The organism is Rhodococcus sp. 14-2496-1d (assembly GCF_002259365.1).
GTDB lineage: Bacteria > Actinomycetota > Actinomycetes > Mycobacteriales > Mycobacteriaceae > Rhodococcoides.
Map to the genome: position 1 here is coordinate 453327 of NZ_NPFV01000018.1, position 21137 is coordinate 474463.

Here is a 21137-nt window from a genome sequence, read left to right on the forward strand (position 1 = left end):
CGAATGTGCACTGTCAGACGATGTGCCGGGCCCGCATACCGTCGAACACCGGTGCCACGCGCACCACGTCCCCGGTGGTGGGAGCGTGCACCATCTGGCCGTTGCCCATGTAGATCGCCACGTGGCCCGGCCCGGCCGGTCCGAAGTTTCCGAACAGCAGATCGCCCGGTTGCGCGAGCTCCATAGGGATCTCGGTGCCCACGTTCCACTGAGTTTCCGAGGTTCGGGGCAAGGTGACCTTTCCTCCCGAGGCCTTGTAGAGGGCATACGACGTCAGGCCCGAGCAGTCGAATCCGCCGCCGGACGGTCCGTTGATGTTTCCGCCGCCCCATACGTACGGCAGTCCCAGGTAGTCCATCGCCAACTGCACCGATCGGCCGCCGATTCCGGTGAGGTCGAGTCCGGCGAAGGGCGTCAGGATCGCGGCGAACTGCGCTTCGGTCGCTCGGATGCGAGAGACGTACGGCTTGGTCTGCGTCTCGTAATCGACTGTGCCCGAGGGCATGCCGCCCGATCGCAATACAGCCCCTGCGCCTGCGTTGTATCCGGCCAGGGTCAGATCCAAGGTGTCACCGGACACCTTGCCCTCCCGCTTCCACCCGTCGACCTGTCCGTAGATATCGCACAGCAGTGTGCCCGACGCCATCACCGAATCACCGATGCTGTTGACGTCGGCGACGCCGTTGCCGTCGTAGTCCTTGCCGTACGTGGCCCATGTGCCGGGCATGAACTGCCCCGGTCCCTGCGCGCCGGTGCTCGAGACCGGAGCGGTTGGGCCGTGTCGAAAGCCGTTCTCGGCGGCATACAGTGCCGCGATGGTCGTCGCCTTGACGCCGCCGCAGATGTTGCCTGCCTTCTGCAGCCACGGCACGAAGGCCGTGATGGCTCCCACTGCACCCAAACCGATCGGGCCCACGTTGATGCCGGTGAACGTGGCGGGTTGACCGGGGAACAGCGCACGCCGAATGGCCTCGGCCGACGCCATGAACGCGGTCTGGGTGGCGATGTCGGCGGCGGTGTACGTCCGGCCGGCGAATTGAACGGCACCCGCCCCGAGGGCGGCTGCGGTGGTGGACACCGCATTCGACGAGAACACACTGAACGGCAGTGGCGCAGAGGGGGAACCGGCAGTCGACGTGGTCGACAGTGCGGCGGGCAGGGCGGCAACAGCCGTCGGGTCGGTCGGTACCGCAGAACCCTCGGCTGTATCCGTGCCTGCTGCTTCTGCGCCTGCCGCCTCCGCGTCGGCTGCTTCGATGTCTTCCACCGTCGGCAGATCGGGGAGCATCGGTTCGGCGGCGGTGTGTATGCCCTCGGCGGCGTCGGAGAGGGTGCGGTCGGCGATGTCGGCGGCAGGTTCGGGCAGGGTCCCCAGGAGTTCGGTCCACTGATCACTCATCGTGTTCGCCTGATCCTCGGCATCGGCGGCAATCGCGGCCGCCTGATCCTTCACCGCCTGATCGGGAATCGGAGCCGGGGCGTCGGTTCCGGAGACAACTCCGGCGGCGGACACGATGACGGCAACGATGACTGCGAATGGATCGCCTGCCATGTATCGACTCCTGCTACTCGAACGACCTTCCCCGAGCCAGTGGCTGTGATCAGGCTCACTCGGGTGCTGCTCCCATCATGCACGGTGCAGACGTTCGACTCATGAGTTTTGCGAAACTGTCAGAACAGGGATGCCCAGTAGTCCGAGAAGCGGATTCCGATGAGCGCGACGACGATTGCGTACCACACCGCGAGCAGCGTCCACCGCCATTCGAGGAAGAGGCGGCCGACGGTGCCGCCGTTGTTCGGTCCGGAGCCGATCAGTCGGCTCAGAGCCAGCACGAACAACGGCATCGTCACCGCCCAGACCACCATGCAGTACGGGCACAGGGCGTTGATCTCGTACAGGCTCTCGAAGATCAGCCAGTGCACGAACACTTCACCGAGCAGCAGGCCGCCGCTCATGCCGAGCCAGAACCAATGCGGCAGTTCGACGCGGCCGAGCCACAGCACCCCGGCGACGAGCGCAACGGAGAACGCGACGATACCGAGGATGGGGTTCGGAAAACCGAACAGCGCAGCCTGTTTCGTCACCATCACCGACCCGCACGAGAGCACCGGATTCAGGCTGCACGATGGGACGTACGACGCGTCCTCGAGCAGTTTGAATCGCTCGATCGTCAGCGTCAGCGCTGCGAGCAAGCCGAGAGCGCTGAACAGGGTGAAGACAGCGGCACCAGCGCGGGTTCTCATGTCGGTCGTCGGATGCTGCTCAGCTACCGGCGGCTGCGGTGAGAATGTTCTCCGGCGTCGGGTTGGCGATGTCGGTGCCGTTGACCCGCACGTTCGGTGTTCCGTTGATGCCTTCGCCGAGGACCGTCTGTGTCTGGGTGGTGACCCAATCGGTGTAGCTGCCGTCGGTGATGCACGACGCGACGGCGGGGGAGTCGGCACCTGCAGCGGCGGCGATCGCGACGAGCTCGTCGTCGGTCAGTCCGGTACCGCCCTCGGACGGCTGCTGCTCGAACATGGCGGTGTGCCAGTTCATCCAGTTGTCGCGGTCGTTCTCGGCGACGCAGATCGACGCACTGGCCGCGCGGGTCGAGTACATGGTTCCGTTCGAGAACCGGTCGAGAATGGAGATGGGACGGTAGTCGACGGCGACATTGCCTGCGTCGGCCAGCTGCTGCAACGTCGATCCGCTGACGGACTCGAAGTTCTTGCACGCCGGGCACTGGAAGTCCTCGACGACGCTGATGACGGTGGTGGCGTCGGGATTGCCGAAGCGGATGGCACCGTCGTCCGTCAGCGACGTGGGGGTGAGCTGGGCACCGGTCGACCCGTTGGAGCCGGCGGCAGATGCATCCCCCGACGTCGAATCTCGGTTGACGATGAAGAGAGCGATCGCTGCCACGAGCGCGATCAGAACGACTGCGACGACCACCTGAACGAGAGTCCGACGATTCTTGTCGCCGTTCTGCATGGCCTTGATGTCTTTGGAGACGTTCTTGCTCGTGTTCACGGCGACCAGTTTAGGCAGTCGATCCTGAGTGCCGGATGAGAGCCGGCGTCAGCCCAGATGAGTCAGACCAGGGATGCGAGTCGTTGGATGGCGAACCGATATCCGTCGATCCCGAGCCCGGCAATGACGCCGCTGGCGATGGGGGAGACGAAGGAGTGATGCCGAAATTCCTCGCGGGCATGCACGTTGGAAATGTGCACCTCGATGATCGGCACCTCCGGGATCACGAGCGCGTCGCGCAGCGCCACGGACGTATGCGTCAACCCGCCCGGATTGATGACGATGCCCGACGCCACCCCGCGGGCCTCGTGGATCCAGTCGATGATCTGACCCTCGTGGTTGGACTGCTCGGCCCGGACGGTGAGACCGTGCTCGGCACCGGTCTTCTCGCACAGGGTGACGACGTCGGCGAGGGTGGCGTGGCCGTACACCTCGGGCTGCCTGGTTCCGAGCATGTTCAGATTCGGACCGTTGAGCACCAACACCTGCTTGGCCACGACGTCACTCCTTTTCCTGCTTCGGGTACTACCGAGTCCGATCATTTCACAGCGGGTTGACACAATCGTCCGGTGAAGGCAGTGACCGCGTGAGAACAGTGTGGGTGGTGTGGGGCATCGGTGTCTTCGCCTACATCGTCGGGGTGCTGCATCGGACGTCCTTCGGCGTCGCGGGCCTGAGTGCGGCCGATCGGTTCTCGGTGTCGCCGTCCCTGCTGTCGTCGTTCGTGGTGCTGCAGGTGGTCGTGTACGCGGGGATGCAGATCCCGGCCGGGGTGCTGCTGGATCGCATCGGTTCGCGGAAGATGATCGCCGCGGGCGCGCTGATCATGGCGACGGCTCAGATCACGCTGGCGCTCACCGAATCGCTCCCCGTCGCCGTGGCCGCGCGAGCGTTCGTCGGCGTGGGCGATGCGCTCACCTTCATCTCGGTGCTGCGATTGGTGCCGCGCTGGTTCACGCCCCGGCGAGTACCGATCGTCTCGCAGCTGACGGGTCTGCTGGGCCAGCTCGGCCAGGTGCTCTCGGCGGTCCCGTTCCTGATTCTGTTGAACGGACCCGGCTGGACGTTCGCGTTCGGCAGCGCAGCGGCGCTCGGGCTGCTTGCCCTGGTGCTGGTTCTCGCCCTCGTCAGGGATCGGCCCGACGACGGAGCTGCTCCCGTGTTCGAGCCGACGACGTTGCGACAGACCCTCGCCTCCATCGCCGAGGTGTGGCGACGGCCCGGCACGCGGCTCGGCTTCTTCTCGCACATGGGCACCCAGTTCTCGATCACGGTCTTCGCGTTGCTGTGGGGTGTGCCGTATCTGACGTCGGCGCAGGGCCTGTCGGCGTCGACGGCCGGAGCGTTGCTGACGGTGTCGGTGGCGGCCGCGGTGGTGTCGGGCATCGTGGTCGGGCTCCTCACCGGGCGGTACCCGATGCGGCGGTCGTGGCTGGTGCTGGCGATCATGATCAGCAACGGCGCGATGTGGGCCATCGTGCTGTCGCTTCCCGGGCCTGCGCCACTGTGGTTGCTGGTGCTGCTCGTGGTGGTGATCTCCGTGGGTGGTCCCGGTTCGGTGATCGGTTTCGACCTCGCCCGCACGTTCAATCCGAGCGCCAACCTGGGGACGGCTCAGGGGATGGTGAACATCGGCGGCTTCCTGGCGTCACTGTTGGTGATCGCGGGGATCGGATGGATTCTCGACGCGATGGGTGGCTACACGTTCGACAGCTTCCGGGTCGCATTGCTCGTGCAGTTCCCGGTGTGGATCATCGCGATCACCGGAGTTCTGCTCACGCGCCGCAAGACCAGACGAGTGCTCGCGGCCGAGGGAATTCATCCGCACACGATGCGTGAGGTGCGCGACCGGATCCGGCGCAAATAACTCTTTGCACTGACGGCGTTCTGCGCGCATGCTGGTGTCCCAATATCGTTGTAGGACACAAGCAAATGCTACGTAAAGGTGCGTCAAAGAGATGGTAACCGAGCCTGAAGTGACCCCCGCGTCCGGCGAGTATTCGCATCGCGAGATCATGACGATTCTGTCGGGCCTGATGATGGGTATGTTCCTCGCGGCGCTCGATCAGACCATCGTCTCGACGTCCGTCCGCACCATCGCCGACGACCTCAACGGGTTCTCGGTGCTGGCCTGGGTCACCACGGCCTACCTCATCACCTCGACGGTCTCGACCCCTTTGTACGGCAAACTCTCGGACCTCTACGGGCGCAAGCCGTTCTTCATGACGGCCATCTCGATCTTCGTCGTCGGATCGATGCTGTGCGGCATCGCGACGTCGATGTACGAGCTCGCCGCCTTCCGCGCCATCCAGGGCCTCGGTGCAGGCGGTCTGATGTCGATGGCGCTGGCGATCATCGGCGATATCGTGCCTCCGCGCGAACGCGCCAAGTACCAGGGCTACTTCCTGGCCGTGTTCGGCACGTCCAGCGTGCTCGGACCGGTCATCGGTGGCCTGCTCGCCGGGCAGTCGTCGATTCTCGGAATCACCGGCTGGCGTTGGGTTTTCTACATCAACGTCCCCCTCGGCATCATCGCGCTCGTGGTGGTGTGGCGAGTGCTCAATCTGCCGGTGTACCGCCGCGAGGCGCGCGTCGACTGGTGGGGCGCAGTGCTTCTCAGCGTCGGCCTGGTCCCGCTGCTCATCATCGCCGAGCAGGGTCGCGTGTGGGGATGGAGCTCGCCGCGGGCCCTGCTGTGTTTCGGAATCGGCATCGTCGGCGTCATCGCGTTCGTGCTCGCCGAGATCAAGATGGGCGACGACGCCCTGATTCCCATGCGATTCTTCCGAAACCCGTTGTTCTCGTTGTGTATTGCCGTCAGTGTGATCGCCGGTGCGGCCATGTTCGGTGGCATCTCGCTGCTGCCTCAGTATCTGCAGGTGGTCAAGGGATCGTCGCCGACGCTGGCCGGCTACCAGACCCTGCCCCTCGTCGGTGCCCTGATGGTCGCGTCGATCGTCTCGGGTCGGATGATCTCGAAGACGGGACGCTACAAGATCTTTCCGATCGTCGGTACGGCACTGATGGCGCTCGCGATGTTCGTCTTCCATTACGTGCACGCCGATACCCCGCTGTGGCAGACGATGGTCGTCATGGGCGTGTTCGGCCTCGGGCTCGGTTCGATGATGCAGCCGCTGACCCTGGCCATCCAGAATGCGATGCCGCCCAAGGACATGGGTGTATCCACCTCTGCCGCAACGTTCTTCCGGCAGATCGGTGCGACGGTCGGCGTTGCCGTCTTCCTGTCGATGCTGTTCACCCAGCTCACCCCGAAGACGGGAGACGCGTTGATCGCCGCCAGTTCGACCCCGGCATTCCAGCAGGCAGTACAGAGCGCCGCCACGAGTTCCGATCCGCTCGAATCGGGTTTCGCTCGAGCCATCGCCTCGGGTGACGCCTCCGTCGCAGGCAGTGCACTGCAGGACAGCTCGTTCATTCAGAAGCTCGAACCGGCTCTGGCCGAGCCGTTCCGCATCGGGTTCTCCGACGCCATGGATTACGTGTTCCTGGCCGTGTCGATCCTGATGGTCCTCGGATTCGTACTGGTGCTCTTCCTGAAGGAGGTTCCGCTGCGCACGATGTCCGGCCTGGCCGCTGCGCAGCAGGAACGAGACGAAGAACGAGCGAACGAGGCAGGCACCGGACTGCTCTGATGGCGTGAAGTCCGATGCCGTGAATCCTGGGACAAGGTACGGCTCGGTCCGGTGCGGGGCCCCGGGAGCGTCGATCCGCTCAGGTCGAAGGTGCGGTGATGCCTCGGAACAGCACGTCGAGACCCAACTCGAGTTCGAGGGCACCGTCGTACTCGGTGATCAGAGGTGGCAGCGTCGACAGCAGGGGAAATGTGTCGATGGGGAGTCGGCGCAGAGCGAGGCTGAGGCGGTCGCCGGTCTCGTCCGGGTTGGCGGTCGTTTCCTGGGTCTCGCTCAGTAGATGGCCGCGTAGGAAGGAGATCATCAGCCGATAGCTCGTCAGTGCCTCGGGCAGCGTGAATCCCGCGGTGGTCAGCAGAATCAGAATGTTCTCGAGTGAGGCCAGTGACCGGGGCGTGCCCAACCCCAGTGGGGTCGCCTGAGGGCAGGTGGTCAGCAGCACCGCCGCGTGCGGGTGTTGGAGGGCGAGCTCACGGTAGTGCCGCGCAAAAATTCTGAGCTGACGCTGCCAATCGGGGTCTGCGCCGTCGACGCAGACGAGTGTGCCCAGTACCGAATCTGCGATGGCGTCGAGCAACGCCTGTTTGGTGGGCAGGTATCGGTAGACGGTCATCGGATCGCGATCGATCGATGCCGCGAGGCTCCGGATCGTCAGGCTGTCGAGTCCGGTTCGATCGACGATGCTCAGGGCGGCGGACACCACGTACTCGCGGTCGATCTTGATATTGGAGTGTGGGCCCGGTCGGTTCGTCGTGGACATCGGTAGGCAACCTCTCGAAAGCAGTGAACCGACCGGAAAGTAGGGGGGCAAACAAACTTGTTGTTCGACAACACTTTTCGCTTGACTCATTATCCTACACATGGTGTGCTGTAGCTCTACACCGTAGAGATACGGGGAAACTCGTAGTTGCGGAGTGGGCACGAGCCTCCGCTGATCGCACGGTTGTGCCACCTTGCCGAACACCGTCGGCCGGTGACGTCATCGAATACGGAACCGCGATACCTCCACGCACTCGGATCGGTCCGGGGCGGCCGTTGAGCGTCGCGACATCAATTGCTGCGCAATCGAACTCGTCGGGGGATCGATTGCGCGGTTCACGAAGTCCGGCAACAAGTCCGCTTCGCCCAACCAGCAGAACGGTATGCAATCCATGCCCGCTTCACAGCACACGTGCACGTCGACCCCCATCAAGCGCAGGGGAAGAACCCTCGTTCCGCTTGCCGGTTCGGTCGCTTTGGCCACCAGCGCACTCATGCTGATCAACGTCCCCGCAGCCGAGGCTCAACCCACCACCGTCGAACTCGGCACCGCGGAGAGTTACGCCGTTCTGGCCGGCTCCAAGATCACGAACACCGGCCCGTCGAGGATCGGCGGCAACGTCGGAGTGAGCCCAGGCGTCGGTGTCGAACCGTTCATCACCGGATTCCCACCGGGAGAGCTCACCAGTGGAGTTATCAACGACCGCAATTCGGTTGCAGCGCAGGCGAAAGCGGATCTGAGTACCGGATACGACGACGCCGCCGGTCGACCGGGAGCAACCTCGACCGGAGTCGAACTCGGCGGACAGACATTGTTGGCCGGGTTGTACGGTTCTGGCACGTTCGGCCTGACCGGAACCCTCACACTCGACGCGCAGGGCAACTCCAACGCCGTGTTCATCTTCCAGGCGGCATCGACGCTGATCACGGCATCCGACAGCAGTGTCTCGCTGATCAACGGGGCCAACCCGTGCAACGTGTTCTGGCAGGTCGGAAGCTCGGCCACACTCGGCACCGGTACCGATTTCGTGGGCACGATCATGGCACGGGCGTCGATCACGGCGACCACGAATGCCGATGTGCAGGGACGGCTACTGGCTCTGGACGGAGCTGTCACCCTCGACTCGAACACGATCACCAACCCGGGTTGCGGAACCACCGAGCCGCCCGTGACCACCACACCTCCGATAACGACCACGCCTCCGGTGACCACCACGCCTCCGGTGACCACGACATCTCCGGAGACCACCACGCCTCCGGTGACCACGACATCTCCGGAGACCACCACGCCGCCCGTGACCACGACATCTCCGGTGACCACCACGCCGCCCGTGACCACGACATCTCCGGGTGATGGTGGCGGTACGCCGGGTGATGGTGGCGGTACGCCGCCGATCGTCATCGAGGTGCCCCCGATTCCGGGTGTGCCGCCGGTGATCACCATCCCGCCGATCCCGGGTGTCCCGAACGTGCCGAACCAGCCGAACGTGCCGAACGTGCCGAACGTGCCGAATCAGCCCAACGTGCCGAATCAGCCGAACGTGCCGAATCAGCCGAACGTGCCGAATCAGCCGAACGTGCCGAATCAGCCCAACACTCCTGATCAGCCGCTCACACCGGGTGGCCCGGATCAGCCGGGCACGTACAACCCCGGTGGCCAGATCACACAGATCCCGAACGGTGGTGTCGACACCGGTGACGGCAGTACCGTGAACCGTTCGACTGCAACGTCGTTCGCTCCGATGTGGACATTGCTGGCGGTACTCGCGGTCGGTGCTTTCTCTGCCTTGGCTCTGACTCGTCGTCGGAACTGATCGGTGAGACCTACCGTCGAGGTATCGGTACCTCCGGCCGAATCCGCCCGCACCACGACCCGTCATCGGGTCGTGGTGCGGGCGGTGGCAGCGGCGTTCCTGGTGCTGCTGTCGCTGGTTGCCGGCTGCGCAACGCCCTCGGATGCCGGCCCCGCGCAGAACGAGTCGATGCCCTCGGCTTCTGCTCCCCCCGTCGTCACGCCGTCGGGTGAGGTCGGCGCCGAATCGTCGTCGGCGCCCGGGTCCCCGCCTGCGCGCCTCGAGATCGGTGCGATCGGCGTCGACTCCGATGTGATGGGTCTGGGTTTGCGTCCGGACGGCTCGATGGAGGTACCCGCGGGCGGTTTCCCCGCCGGTTGGTACACCGGGTCGCCGGTTCCGGGGCAACTGGGACCGTCGATCGTTGCGGGGCATGTGGATTGGGGCGGCAGCCCCGGTGTCTTCTACCGGCTGCGCGATCTCGAACTGGGCGACGATGTCACCGTTGTCAGCCAGGACGGCAGCACGGTCCGGTTCGTCGTCAGCGCGGTGGAGCAGTATCCGAAGGATGCGTTTCCCACCGACAAGGTCTACGGAGACATCGACCACCCAGGCTTGCGCTTGATCACCTGTGGCGGCCAATTCGACTCGGATATCTCCAGTTACGACGACAACATCGTCGTGTACGCCGATCGCGTCTGAGCGAGCTCTCTCGCTCACAGCAAGTTCGCAGGCTGCTCCCAGCCCGGCCGACGGTCCATCGCACATTCTCGTAGTCGACAACTTCGACGAACAGGATCTGCGATGACTGCCCAACTCGACCGACCGGCCGCGATGCCTCCGTCGCACGCCCGCCAGCCGTCCTGGCAGGACAGGTGGTGGTATCGCCGCCGGCACCTGCTCGGGCTGCTGGTTCTGCTCGCGGCCACGGCAACGCTGTACCTGTGGAACCTGACGGCAAGTGGCTACGCGAACACCTTCTACGCCGCTGCGGTGCAGGCAGGAACCAAGGACTGGACGGCGTGGTTCTTCGGATCGCTCGATTCCGAGAACTTCATCACCGTGGACAAGCCGCCGGCCGCACTGTGGGTGATGGGACTGTCGGCTCGGGTCTTCGGATTCTCGAGCTTCAGCCTGCTTCTTCCCCAGGCGATGATGGGTGTTGCCTCGGTGGCGACGGTGTATGCCGCGGTCAAACGCGTCGCGAACCCCGCGGCCGGTTTGCTCGCCGGCTTCGCCTTGGCGTCTGTTCCTGCGGCGGCGTTGATGTTCGACTTCGACAATCCCGACGCGCTGCTCGTTCTTCTCATGACACTCGGCGGCTACTTCGTCGTGCGGTCTCTGCAGACTTCGGCCGGGCGCCGGGCTGCGATGTGGCTCGCGTTGGCCGGTGTGGCGCTCGGGTTCGCGTTCCTCACCAAGATGTTGCAGGGATTGTTGGTGCTGCCCGCGTTCGGATTCACGTATCTCGTTGCGGGACAGGCGCAGTTGCGGGCCCGGTTGCTGCATCTCGTCGGCGCGTTCGCAGCGCTGATCGTCGCTGCGGGGTGGTGGGTGGTGACGGTTCAGTTGTGGCCGGAGAGTGCCCGACCGTACATCGGCGGATCCACCGACAACACCGTGATGGATCTGGTGCTCGGGTACAACGGGCTGGGCCGAATTTTCGGTAACACCGGCGGTGGCGGGATGGAGGCTCCGGCCGGAATGAGTGCCGGGGCAGCCGGGTCCAGCTTCGGCGGCTCGACCGGTCTGGACCGATTGTTCGGCAGCGAGATGGGAATCCAGATCTCCTGGCTCATCCCGGCGGCCCTGGTGGCGCTGGTCTTCGGGTTGATCGCTCGTGGCCGAGCGCCACGTACCGACCTTGTCCGTGCCTCGCTGATTCTGTGGGGCGGCTGGTTCCTGGTGACAGCGCTGATCTTCAGCTACATGTCCGGAACGATCCACCCGTACTACACCGTCGCGCTCGCCCCTGCACTCGCGGGCATGATCGGAACCGGCGGCTACGCGCTGTGGCTTCGACGCGAATCGATGTGGGGCAGAGCCGGTATGGCCACCATGATGGTTGCGGCCGGTGCCTGGAGCTGGGTGTTGTTGCACCGCAACGCGGACTGGCTGCCGGCACTGAAATGGATCCTGTTGGTGGGAACAATCGTCGCTGCTGTGATGATTCTGTTCGCGGGGCGGTACCGAAAGCTCACCGCCGCTGCGTTGATCCTCGGAGCCGTGGCCGGTCTCGGCGGCGGCGCGTCGTATGCCATCGCTACGACGACGAACGCGCACAGTGGTTCCATCCCCACTGCAGGTCCGACCGGTGCAGTCAGCGACGGAGGCCTGGGTGGAATGCCAGGCGGCGGTATGCCTGGTGGTGGGATGCCGGGCGATGCCATGCCGAGTGGTGGAATGCCGAGTGGTGGAATGCCGACGGGAGCGATGCCGGGTGATGCTGCTCCGAATGATGCTGTGCCGAATGATGCTGTGCCGAATGATGCTGTGCCGAATGATGCTGTGCTGGGCGGTGATGCGGCCATGCCTGCCGATGCGGCCGATCTTCCGGCCGGCTTCGCCACCGGTGACGGCGGCACAGGCGGCATGCCCAGCATGGGTGGCATGGGCGGTGAGACCGACGAGGAGTTGACGGCTCTGCTCGAATCCACGACCACGAGGTGGTCCGCTGCGGTGAACGGTTCGATGTCCGCAGCCGGATACGAGTTGTCGTCCGATACGGCCGTCATGGCCATCGGCGGGTGGAGTGGTGATCCTGCGCCGTCGCTCGACGAGTTCATCGAGTACGTCTCCAACCACGAGGTGACGTACTACGTGTCCGGAGGAATGGGTGGCGGTATGGCTCGTGGGGGAATGGGCGGCGACTCGGAGAGTACGTCCTCACAGATCCAGGAGTGGGTCGAGGCGAACTTCACTGCCACCACGGTCGGCAGCGCGACGGTGTACGACCTGAGTACCTACGCAGGCTGACACCCGCGACAGCATCGGGCGCAATTGTTCCGCCGCAGACATACTCGTCTGCGGCGGAACACCTGTGTGCACTCCCGGGCCCGGTCAGAAGGGCGGTGGCTCGTCCTCGGGTGCCCAGGCGGGCACCGGGGTCGGTTGTGGATCCGCCGGCCTCCGAGCCGACGAATCGCGCTGAGGTGCCGACCCTCGCGGCTTCGAGTGGATCTTCGGTAGGTGGCTGAAGTCCGCCAGTTGTGTCGTGCCGGGAACCGTGATCGCGGTGGTGCCGGCGTTCGAGAGCCAGAACTCGACACCGTCTGCGAGCATGACGGGAGTCCACACACCCATTGTCTTGAGGCTGTGGTGGTAGCGGCACAGGCAGTGCAGGTTGGTATCGATGGTCCATCCTCCCGTCGAGGGGTCGCGATGGAGATACGGCACGATGTGGTCGATCTCGCATTGCTGGGCCGGGACATCGCAGCCCGGGTGTCGACAGGTGCGGTCGCGGTACCGAATACGTTCTGCGAGTGCAGTAGTGGGCCGATAGACGAGCGCTCCGGGTGGTGGCAGCGTCAGGCCGCCGTGCCCGTCCGGCTGCAGCGCGAGCCCGAGCGCGGGATCTGCTGCGATTGCCGCTTCGAGTTCGGCAACGAACGTGTAGGTGCCGCGATACGGGGTTGCGACACAGCTGTTTCGCGGTGATTGTGTGGACTTCGGGGCTTGCGGGGGCCGAGGAACAGAACCGCCGACACGGCGACGACTGCGCCCGAGCGGATGGAACACCACATGTGACCTGCTGCCCTCGGACCGGCTGTTCTTTGTCCTACGTGCCGTCGATCCTCGGGGCTTCTTTCGGCCACCTCTCGATCCGCCGTGGTTCTTCCCACCGCTGCCGCTGTCGACCCTGTTGTCGCCACCCTTGTCTTCCGTACCGGCGCCATTCTCGGTGTCGGTGTCGGTGTCGGTGTCGGTGTCGCTGTCGAGATCGATGAGTGATTCCAGGTCTTCGCCGTAGCCGAGTTTCTCGGCGAGGTTGCGTGCCTCGGTGAGGAGGATCTGCCAGTGCGCGTTGTCGGCGAGTTCTCGGGCGTATTCGGCATCGATGGTGCCGTGCCCGGACAGGTGCGCTGGATTGGACAGCAGACCGGCGAGCGTGGCGAGGTCGACCGTGATCACGGTCAGCGGCGCACGCCGATCCGGGCGTGAGGTATCGGCCGTGCACGGATTGTCCTCGTCGGGCTCGCACAAGCATGCTATCGACGACTCCTGATGCAGCAGAGCAACATACGCGGCTGCGCGCTTCTGCCCTTTGTTTCGCGGATCGCGTCGGCACACGGTAGCGGCCATCTCGTTGATGAGTTGCCAGGCCGCGGCGGCGTCCGCCGCGGTGAGGTCGGCCTTCAGCGTCGACAGCACATCTTTGTCGGTGTATGTGACGTTGGTGTGCCGTTCCAAGTCCTTGCGTAGAGCGGCAGCCTGTTCCGGAGCGATTCGAAACATGATCGACCAGATTTCCGTCGCCAGCGGGCCGGGTGACAGGCGTCTTGCGGCGTACAGGACCTCGCTTTGGACGGCCGTCGCCGCGTCCTGCGTCAGGTTGTGGGTGCAGCGGTATATCGCGCGGACGCGGGGCAGATCGAGTTCGCCGGCCTCGAACGCGTCCGCGACGGCGGGAAGTCGCAGTCGAAGGTCCATTCCGACCTCGGCGTATGTGTTCGCAACGGTCTTCGAGCAACCCAGGACGTGCGCAATTTCGGAAGCCGCGTAGTTGCCCGCGTCCTGAATGACATCACCGACGAGGACGTTCTGATGAATGCATGTGTCCCAGATGGCGGCGGCCAGAGCGACCTTGCGAGCGCACGCCTGATTTTCCAGAATCGCGACATCTCGAATCTCGGCCAACGAAGCAGGCTCGATGTACGGCTTCGCTTGCGGCCCGAGATAGGCCGCGAACCGACTGCGCGTCGATGTGGTCACTGTGTCATCGCCCCCCGGCAGATGGTCCAACAAAAAGTAGAACTTGTGTTCGATAGTACGCCGCTGCGAAACGTCCGTCAACACCAATAGTGCTGTGGCGAAACAGGATCGAACTGTGAGTACCTATACACCTACCCACCGACACGAAGTTTTGACCCTGATGCTGCGTCAGGGCGCGCGGTCACACGAGTGCGAAGCGCTCCAGTACCACCTGGGTCTCGTCGTTCACGGTGAAGTGTGGATCGCCCAGTTCCTCGCGGACCTCCGCCGACTGCCAGAACTTCTCGTGCCCGGCCCGCCACTGCGCGACGTCGACGTATCCTTCGCCCTCGTCGAGCGCGTGTTGCAGTGAAACATCGCTCAGCGCAACGATATCGACGCTTGTCGTCTCGATGACTCCGACCACGACACCCGCCGAATCCACCACCGCGCCTCGTTCGCCGACTCTCGGCAGCTCCTCGTCGGCGTACTGCACCAACAGGCTTGCTGTGCTGGTCTTCTCGCCGGAGAGAACGGCCGCGACCAGGGCATCCCGTAGGGGGCCGGGATACGCGAATTCGACAATCGGTAGATCGATCACGCACCCATCATATTTCGAGGTCGGCCCACACCAGTCGATGGTCCGAGGGATGCTCGGCCTGATTCGGCCAGTACACCTGCGAATCGATGACCGTCAGGTCGTCCGAGGGCAACACGTAGTCCACCCGCAGGTCACCCGGCGTCGGATCGGCGAAATCTGCTGTGTCCGTGCCATGTTCGGCCGACATGGGCGCCGGATCCTGAACCCGCGGAAGGTCGAGAACCTGCGCGATGGCACCGGCAACCGAATCACCGTCGACCGGATCGCTGTTCTGATCACCCAGCATGACGAACGACGCACCGTCCTCGAGCCCACCGCGCACACCGTTGTCGTCGTAGAGGTAGTCAGCGCCCGAGATGTAGTCGGCACTGAGCCTGATCTCGTCGTGGTTGCGCTTGCCGTTGCGGTCCTCGGGTCCGTCGAAGGACGGGGGAGTGGGGTGCGACGCCAACACGTGCAGCGTCTTCCCGTCCACGTCGATCGGCACGTCCCAGTGCGATTTGCTGGACAGTCGAAGCCGGTCGGACACGTCGCCGTAGTAGTCGCGCGGCAACAGCGAATCCGGCATGTCCTTCCACAAGAAATTTTGGAACGTGCGTACCGAATCGGTCGCGATCGGATATTTCGAGTACACGACCATCCCGTACTGGCCCGGGAACTGACCGAACCCCCAGGCGTCACCCGGTCCGCCGAGATCGCCGTCCCGGTCCAGATCGAGCCCCGAATCGACGCCGGTGTTCACGGGCGCGGTGAAGGAGTGCGGGTACTGCCCGTCGAGATAGTTGTCGTTGAACAAGGCCACTGCGTCGTCGCCCGAATAGTCGAACTCGTTGACCAGCAACACATCCGGTGAGTTCGCGGCGATCACATCGGCTGCCGCGCGAGCCTGAGCGTTCTCGCCCTGCAGGTCGGTCATCAGCTGCCCGGCTGAGGATCGATTGAGGCTGGCGTTGAACGTCGCCACCCGGATGCTCGACGGTTCGTCGGTGGCGGTGTCCGCAGAGGAGCAACCGGCAGCCATGAAGGTCAGGGTAACGGCGACGGCCGCGAGTCTCGACATTTTCACGTTCCGCACCGTAGAGACGGCAAGCGAACGTAAGGTTACGAATTAACAAGCAAGCGTGCTTGCTTTTTTCAGGACCTCCTGTGAAGCTGGGCTCATGGCAGACCTCGACCCTCTCGTCGACGACCTACGCGCCGAGGGCAACGACCTCGACGCACTCGTGGCCGAACTGACTCCGGAGCAATGGGCGGCACCGACACCGGCCGCGGGCTGGACCGTCGCGCATCAGATCGCACATCTTTCCTGGACCGATCACGTCGCGGAGCGAACTACGTCCGCAGCGTCTGGCAATATCGAGGCCAAGGAGGAGTTCGCTCACACCCTGAAGAAGGCATGGGAGAACCCCACCGGCTTCGTCGACGAGGCCGCCGAGGAAGAATCTCGTAACCCGAACCTCCTGAACGAATGGCGAACCCGACGCCACGCGATGACCGATGCTCTCGTGCAGGTGCCGTCGGGGACCAAGATCGACTGGTTCGGCCCCCCGATGAGCGCCGCGTCGATGGCCACAGCCCGGTTGATGGAGACCTGGGCGCACGGTCAGGATGTCGCCGACGCACTGGGCGTCACCCGCGTCGCCACCGACAGAATTCGCGGCGTCGCGCACATCGGCGTCCGCACAAGGGATTTCGCCTACGCCGTCAATGATCAGGCTCCGCCCACCGAACCGTTTCGCATCGAGCTCACCGCACCGTCGGGTGAGCTCTGGACGTGGGGGACCGAGAACGCTGCCCAACGCGTGAGCGGACCGGCCCTCGACTTCTGCCTCCTCGTCACCCAGCGCGCCCACCGCGACGACCTCGACATCCGCGCCGAGGGAACCGACGCCGCGCACTGGATCACCATCGCCCAGGCCTTCGCAGGCCCTCCCGGGGCCGGACGGCCACAGTCAGGACGAGAGACAGCATGACCGTACGAATCGGCAACTGTTCGGGCTTCTACGGAGACCGGCTGTCCGCGATGCGCGAGATGCTCGAGGGCGGCGAACTCGACTACCTCACGGGCGACTACCTCGCCGAGCTGACGATGCTCATTCTCGGCCGCGATCGGATGAAGGACGCGACCCGGGGCTACGCCAAAACCTTTCTGCGCCAGGCAGAGGACTGCCTCGGATTGGCACTGGACAAGGGTGTCAAGATCGTTGCCAACGCAGGCGGACTCAACCCCCGCGGCCTGGCCGAGGCATTGGAGAAGCTGGACTCCGGCGCGAAGATCGCCTACGTCGACGGCGACGACCTCCTCGGCAGAGCGGCCGAACTCGGCCTCGGCAGCCCGCTGACCGCAAATGCCTACCTCGGCGCGTGGGGCATCGTGGAATGCCTCAACTCCGGGGCGGACGTCGTCGTCACCGGGCGCGTCACCGACGCCAGTGTCATCGTCGGACCTGCGGCGGCTCACTTCGGCTGGACTGCAACCGATTACGACGCATTGGCCGGGGCTGTCGTCGCCGGGCACGTCATCGAATGCGGAACACAGGCGACGGGCGGCAACTACTCCTTCTTCACCGAGATCGCCGACATGTCTCGTCCCGGCTTCCCCATCGCCGAGATCGAGTCCGACGGATCGTCCGTCATCACCAAGCACGAGGGCACGGGCGGTGCTGTCAGCGTCGGCACCGTGACTGCCCAGTTGCTGTACGAAATCACCGGCGGCCGCTACGCGAACCCTGACGTCACCGCACGGATCGACTCAGCGATCCTGACGCAGGAATCCAGCGATCGGGTGTCCATCACCGGTGTGACCGGCGAAGCGCCGCCGCCCACCTACAAGGTCTCGCTCAATGCGCTCGGCGGCTTCCGCAACGAATTCACCATGGTGCTCACCGGACTGGACATCGAAGCCAAAGCCGCACTGGCACAGCGTCAGTTCGAGTCCTGGCTCACGGCGCGGCCGACCGAGCTGGACTGGACGCTCGTACGCACCGACAAGCCCGATGCCGAGACGGAGGAGACGGCCAGTGCTCTGCTGCGCTGCGTCGCCCGCGACAGCAACCCCGACGCCGTCGGACGTCAGTTCTCGGCGGTGGCAGTCGAACTCGCACTGGCGAGCTATCCGGGGTTCTCGGTCACCGCGCCACCCGGGAACGGAGCCCCGTACGGAGTCTTCACCGCAGGCTTCGTCGACGTAGCCGAGGTACCGCACGTCGCGCACCTGGCCGACGGCACCGAGCGCGCCGTCGCACCGTCGACCGAGACGCGGGCACTCGAGCCCCTCGCAGAACCGGCGATACCGGCACCGCGAGCGGACGAGGCGACCATCCGGCTCCCACTCGGCACCATCGCCGCGGCCCGAAGCGGAGACAAGGGCGGCAACGCCAACATCGGAGTCTGGGTGCGCACCGACGACGAATTCGTCTGGCTCGTCCATGCATTGACGGTCGAGACCCTGAAGCAGATGCTGCCCGAGGCAGAACCGCTCACCGTCACCCGGCACGTACTGCCGAATCTGCGGGCCGTCAACTTCGTCATCGAGGGCATCCTCGGACAGGGCGTGGCATCGCAGGCCCGATTCGATCCACAGGCCAAGGGACTGGGCGAGTGGCTGCGGTCGCGGTACATCGACATCCCCGAAACCCTGGCATTCAAAGGAGACTTCACATGAGTATCTGGACGACGCCGGAGCGTCAGCAGCTTCGAAAGACCGTCCGCAGTTTCGTCGAGCAGGACATCGCTCCGCACATGAACCAGTGGGAGGCCGACGGCGAGATACCGCGTGAGCTGCACAAGAAGGCGGCCGCTCTGGGGTTGATCGGCGCAGGTTTCCCCGAGGAGGTCGGCGGCGACGGTGGAGATCTGGCCGACGCGGTCGTGATCTGCGAGGAGATGCATCAGACCGGAGCGTCGGGTGGCCTGTTCGCATCGTTGTTCACCAGCGGAATCGCGTTGCCGCACTTGGTTGCCGCGGGTGACGCCGACCAGATCGAGAAGTGGGTGCGGCCCACGCTGGCGGGGGAGAAGATCGGCTCGCTCGCGATCACCGAGCCGGGTGGCGGCTCCGACGTCGGCCACCTCAGGACGAGGGCGGTCAAGGACGGCGAGCACTACGTCGTCAACGGATCCAAGACGTACATCACCTCGGGATGCCGAGCAGACTTCGTCGTCACCGCGGTCCGCACCGGAGGCGAGGGCGCAGCCGGTGTCTCGTTGCTCGTCATCGAGAAGGGCACACCCGGGTTCGAGGTCACCGGCAAGCTCGACAAGATGGGGTGGCGCGCATCGGACACCGCTGAGCTGTCGTTCGTCGACGCCCGTGTTCCCGTCGCCAACCTCGTCGGTGCCGAGAACAGTGGTTTCGCGCAGATCGCGCAGGCGTTTCTCACCGAGCGCATTGCGCTCGCGGCCCAGGCCTACGCCAGCGCGCAGCGGTGTCTCGATCTGACGCTGCAGTGGGTTCGAGATCGGGAGACCTTCGGAAAGCCGCTCATCGCACGGCAATCGGTGCAGAACACCGTCACCGAGATGGCGCGCAAGATCGACATCGCACGTGTCTACACCCGATCCCTCGTCGAGCGGTCCCTGCAGGAGAACCAGGACTTCATCGCCGAGGTGTGCTTCGCGAAGAACACCGCCGTCGAGTCGGGAGAGTGGGTCGCCAATCAGGCAGTGCAGCTTTTCGGAGGGTTGGGCTACATGCGCGAGAGCGAGGTCGAGCGGCAGTACCGCGACATGCGCATCCTCGGCATCGGCGGCGGCACCACCGAGATTCTCACCGGACTGGCAGCAAAACGATTGGGGTATCAGGCATGAGCGTGCTGAAGTCCACGCTGGACACGGCCTCGGAGCAGTTCTCCGGGAATGTCGACGCGATGAACACCAAGCTCGACGAGATCGACGCCGAGCACTCGAAGGCTCTGCTCGGCGGCGGTGAGAAGTACATCGAGCGCCACAAGAAGCGTGGCAAGCTCCTCGCCCGCGAACGCATCGAGCTGCTGATCGACGAGGACTCGGCATTTCTCGAACTGTGCCCACTCGCGGCCTGGGGCAGCGACTTTCCCGTCGGAGCCAGCACCGTCATGGGCATCGGCGTCGTCTGCGGGGTCGAGTGCCTCATCGTCGCCAACGATCCGACGGTCCGCGGCGGAGCCAGCAACCCGTGGACGCTGAAGAAGGGTTTCCGCGGCAACGACATCGCCACGCAGAACCGGCTCCCGGTGATCTCGTTGGTCGAATCCGGTGGAGCCGATCTACCGACGCAGAAGGAGGTGTTCATCCCCGGCGGTCGCATGTTCCGTGATCTGACGCAGCTCTCGGCGGCGGGCATCCCCACGATCGCGTTGGTGTTCGGTAACTCCACCGCAGGCGGGGCGTACATCCCCGGTATGTCCGATCACGTCGTGATGGTCAAGGAACGTTCCAAGGTCTTCCTCGCCGGACCGCCGCTGGTGAAGATGGCCACCGGCGAGGACTCGGACGACGAGTCCCTCGGCGGGGCCGAGATGCACGCCCGAAAGTCCGGTCTCGCAGACTACTTCGCCGTCGACGAGCAGGACGCCATCCGCATCGGACGCAGCATCGTCTCCCGATTGAACTGGAAGAAGAAGGGCCCCGAGCCTCGCGCCGAGGTGATCGAGCCGTTGGCCGACCCCGAGGATCTGCTCGGCATCGTTCCCACGGATCTGAAGATCCCGTTCGACCCGCGCGAGGTCATCGCCCGCATCGTCGACGGCTCCGATTTCGACGAGTTCAAGCCCATGTACGGCGGATCGCTGGTCACCGGATGGGCCGAGCTGCACGGATACCCGATCGGCATTCTGGCCAACGCCCGCGGTGTGCTCTTCAGTGAAGAATCGCAGAAGGCGACGCAGTTCATCCAGCTCGCGAACCGGTCCAACACCCCACTGCTGTTCCTGCACAACACCACCGGCTACATGGTCGGCAAGGAGTACGAGGAGGGCGGGATGATCAAGCACGGAGCGATGATGATCAACGCCGTGTCCAACTCCACGGTGCCGCACATCTCCATTCTGCTCGGTGCGTCGTACGGAGCCGGTCACTACGGCATGTGCGGACGGGCATTCGATCCGCGGTTCCTGTTCGCCTGGCCGTCGAGCAAATCGGCCGTCATGGGCGGCGCGCAACTCGCAGGTGTCATCTCGATCGTCGGACGCGCTGCCGCCGAGGCTCGCGGACAGGCCTTCGACGCCGAGGCCGATGCCGGAATGCGCGCGATGATCGAAGGCCAGATCGAGGCCGAGTCGATGCCGATGTTCCTCTCCGGACGCCTCTACGACGACGGCGTCATCGACCCCCGTGATACCCGCACGGTGGTGGGAATGTGCCTGTCGGCCATCGCCACCGCCCCGATCGAAGGCACCGCCAACTTCGGTGTCTTCCGGATGTGAAGC

General features: G+C 64.8%; 17 protein-coding genes. 9 read left to right on the forward strand and 8 right to left on the reverse strand.

The features are described from left to right. Positions 1-13: 13 nt before the first annotated feature. The 4 genes from CH296_RS15795 to aroQ all read right to left on the reverse strand — a co-directional run bounded on the left by CH296_RS15795 (position 14) and on the right by aroQ (position 3555). Positions 14-1552, reverse strand: coding sequence for an NlpC/P60 family protein (locus tag CH296_RS15795; protein WP_094685164.1), 1539 nt, complete (start codon positions 1550-1552; stop codon positions 14-16). Between the two features lie 119 nt (positions 1553-1671). Continuing rightward, positions 1672-2244 carry a vitamin K epoxide reductase family protein gene (locus CH296_RS15800; protein WP_032393990.1) on the reverse strand — a complete coding sequence of 191 codons (573 nt, stop codon included), beginning with the start codon at positions 2242-2244 and terminating at the stop codon, positions 1672-1674. Between the two features lie 19 nt (positions 2245-2263). Continuing rightward, on the reverse strand, positions 2264-3013 hold the full coding sequence (locus CH296_RS15805) for a DsbA family protein (protein WP_256980470.1): 750 nt from the start codon (positions 3011-3013) through the stop codon (positions 2264-2266). A 62-nt stretch (positions 3014-3075) separates the two neighbouring features. Continuing rightward, positions 3076-3555 (reverse strand): type II 3-dehydroquinate dehydratase, encoded by a 480-nt coding sequence (aroQ, locus tag CH296_RS15810; protein WP_045199075.1) that lies wholly within the window; start codon positions 3553-3555, stop codon positions 3076-3078. Between the two features lie 44 nt (positions 3556-3599). On the opposite strand from aroQ, the gene CH296_RS15815 reads away from it, so the two are divergent. Further along, entirely contained in the window at positions 3600-4880 is a 1281-nt protein-coding gene (locus CH296_RS15815; protein WP_094685165.1) for a nitrate/nitrite transporter, read from the forward strand. Between the two features lie 91 nt (positions 4881-4971). Beyond that, positions 4972-6666, forward strand: a complete 1695-nt coding sequence (locus tag CH296_RS15820) for an MDR family MFS transporter (RefSeq protein WP_032393994.1) — start codon at positions 4972-4974, stop codon at positions 6664-6666. 79 nt (positions 6667-6745) lie between these two features. Here CH296_RS15820 and CH296_RS15825 read toward each other — a convergent pair whose 3' ends face one another. Continuing rightward, entirely contained in the window at positions 6746-7426 is a 681-nt protein-coding gene (locus CH296_RS15825; protein ID WP_032393995.1) for a TetR/AcrR family transcriptional regulator C-terminal domain-containing protein, read from the reverse strand. A 391-nt stretch (positions 7427-7817) separates the two neighbouring features. On the opposite strand from CH296_RS15825, the gene CH296_RS28965 reads away from it, so the two are divergent. From CH296_RS28965 to CH296_RS15840, 3 genes are all read left to right on the forward strand, one after another. Next, positions 7818-9239 (forward strand): ice-binding family protein, encoded by a 1422-nt coding sequence (locus CH296_RS28965; RefSeq protein ID WP_256980471.1) that lies wholly within the window; start codon positions 7818-7820, stop codon positions 9237-9239. A 3-nt stretch (positions 9240-9242) separates the two neighbouring features. After that, the gene (locus CH296_RS15835; RefSeq protein ID WP_256980472.1) at positions 9243-9920 is read left to right on the forward strand and encodes a class F sortase; all 678 of its coding nucleotides are present in this window, start codon (positions 9243-9245) and stop codon (positions 9918-9920) included. Between the two features lie 102 nt (positions 9921-10022). Further along, on the forward strand, positions 10023-12194 hold the full coding sequence (locus CH296_RS15840; protein ID WP_179277736.1) for a glycosyltransferase family 39 protein: 2172 nt from the start codon (positions 10023-10025) through the stop codon (positions 12192-12194). A gap of 84 nt (positions 12195-12278) precedes the next feature. Here CH296_RS15840 and CH296_RS15845 read toward each other — a convergent pair whose 3' ends face one another. The 3 genes from CH296_RS15845 to CH296_RS15855 all read right to left on the reverse strand — a co-directional run bounded on the left by CH296_RS15845 (position 12279) and on the right by CH296_RS15855 (position 15790). Further along, complete coding sequence (locus CH296_RS15845) at positions 12279-14150, reverse strand: HNH endonuclease signature motif containing protein (protein WP_094685240.1); 1872 nt, start codon at positions 14148-14150, stop codon at positions 12279-12281. A 181-nt stretch (positions 14151-14331) separates the two neighbouring features. After that, positions 14332-14730: an ASCH domain-containing protein gene (locus CH296_RS15850; RefSeq protein WP_094685166.1), complete on the reverse strand. Its 399-nt coding sequence runs from the start codon at positions 14728-14730 to the stop codon at positions 14332-14334. Positions 14731-14737: 7 nt separating this feature from the next. Continuing rightward, positions 14738-15790: an endonuclease/exonuclease/phosphatase family protein gene (locus CH296_RS15855; RefSeq protein WP_179277744.1), complete on the reverse strand. Its 1053-nt coding sequence runs from the start codon at positions 15788-15790 to the stop codon at positions 14738-14740. Between the two features lie 100 nt (positions 15791-15890). Here CH296_RS15855 and CH296_RS15860 point away from each other — a divergent pair, with 100 nt between their 5' ends. From CH296_RS15860 to CH296_RS15875, 4 genes are read left to right on the forward strand one after another with little or no spacing between them, the layout of a single operon-like run. Then, positions 15891-16703, forward strand: a complete 813-nt coding sequence (locus CH296_RS15860) for a TIGR03084 family metal-binding protein (RefSeq protein WP_094659359.1) — start codon at positions 15891-15893, stop codon at positions 16701-16703. Next, a complete protein-coding gene (locus CH296_RS15865; protein WP_094685167.1) occupies positions 16700-18394 on the forward strand; it encodes an acyclic terpene utilization AtuA family protein in 1695 nt (564 codons plus the stop codon). The genes CH296_RS15860 and CH296_RS15865 overlap by 4 nt, the downstream gene beginning before the upstream one ends. After that, positions 18391-19539, forward strand: a complete 1149-nt coding sequence (locus CH296_RS15870) for an acyl-CoA dehydrogenase family protein (RefSeq protein ID WP_094685168.1) — start codon at positions 18391-18393, stop codon at positions 19537-19539. The genes CH296_RS15865 and CH296_RS15870 overlap by 4 nt, the downstream gene beginning before the upstream one ends. After that, positions 19536-21134 carry an acyl-CoA carboxylase subunit beta gene (locus CH296_RS15875; protein ID WP_045199086.1) on the forward strand — a complete coding sequence of 533 codons (1599 nt, stop codon included), beginning with the start codon at positions 19536-19538 and terminating at the stop codon, positions 21132-21134. The genes CH296_RS15870 and CH296_RS15875 overlap by 4 nt, the downstream gene beginning before the upstream one ends. Positions 21135-21137 lie beyond the last annotated feature (3 nt).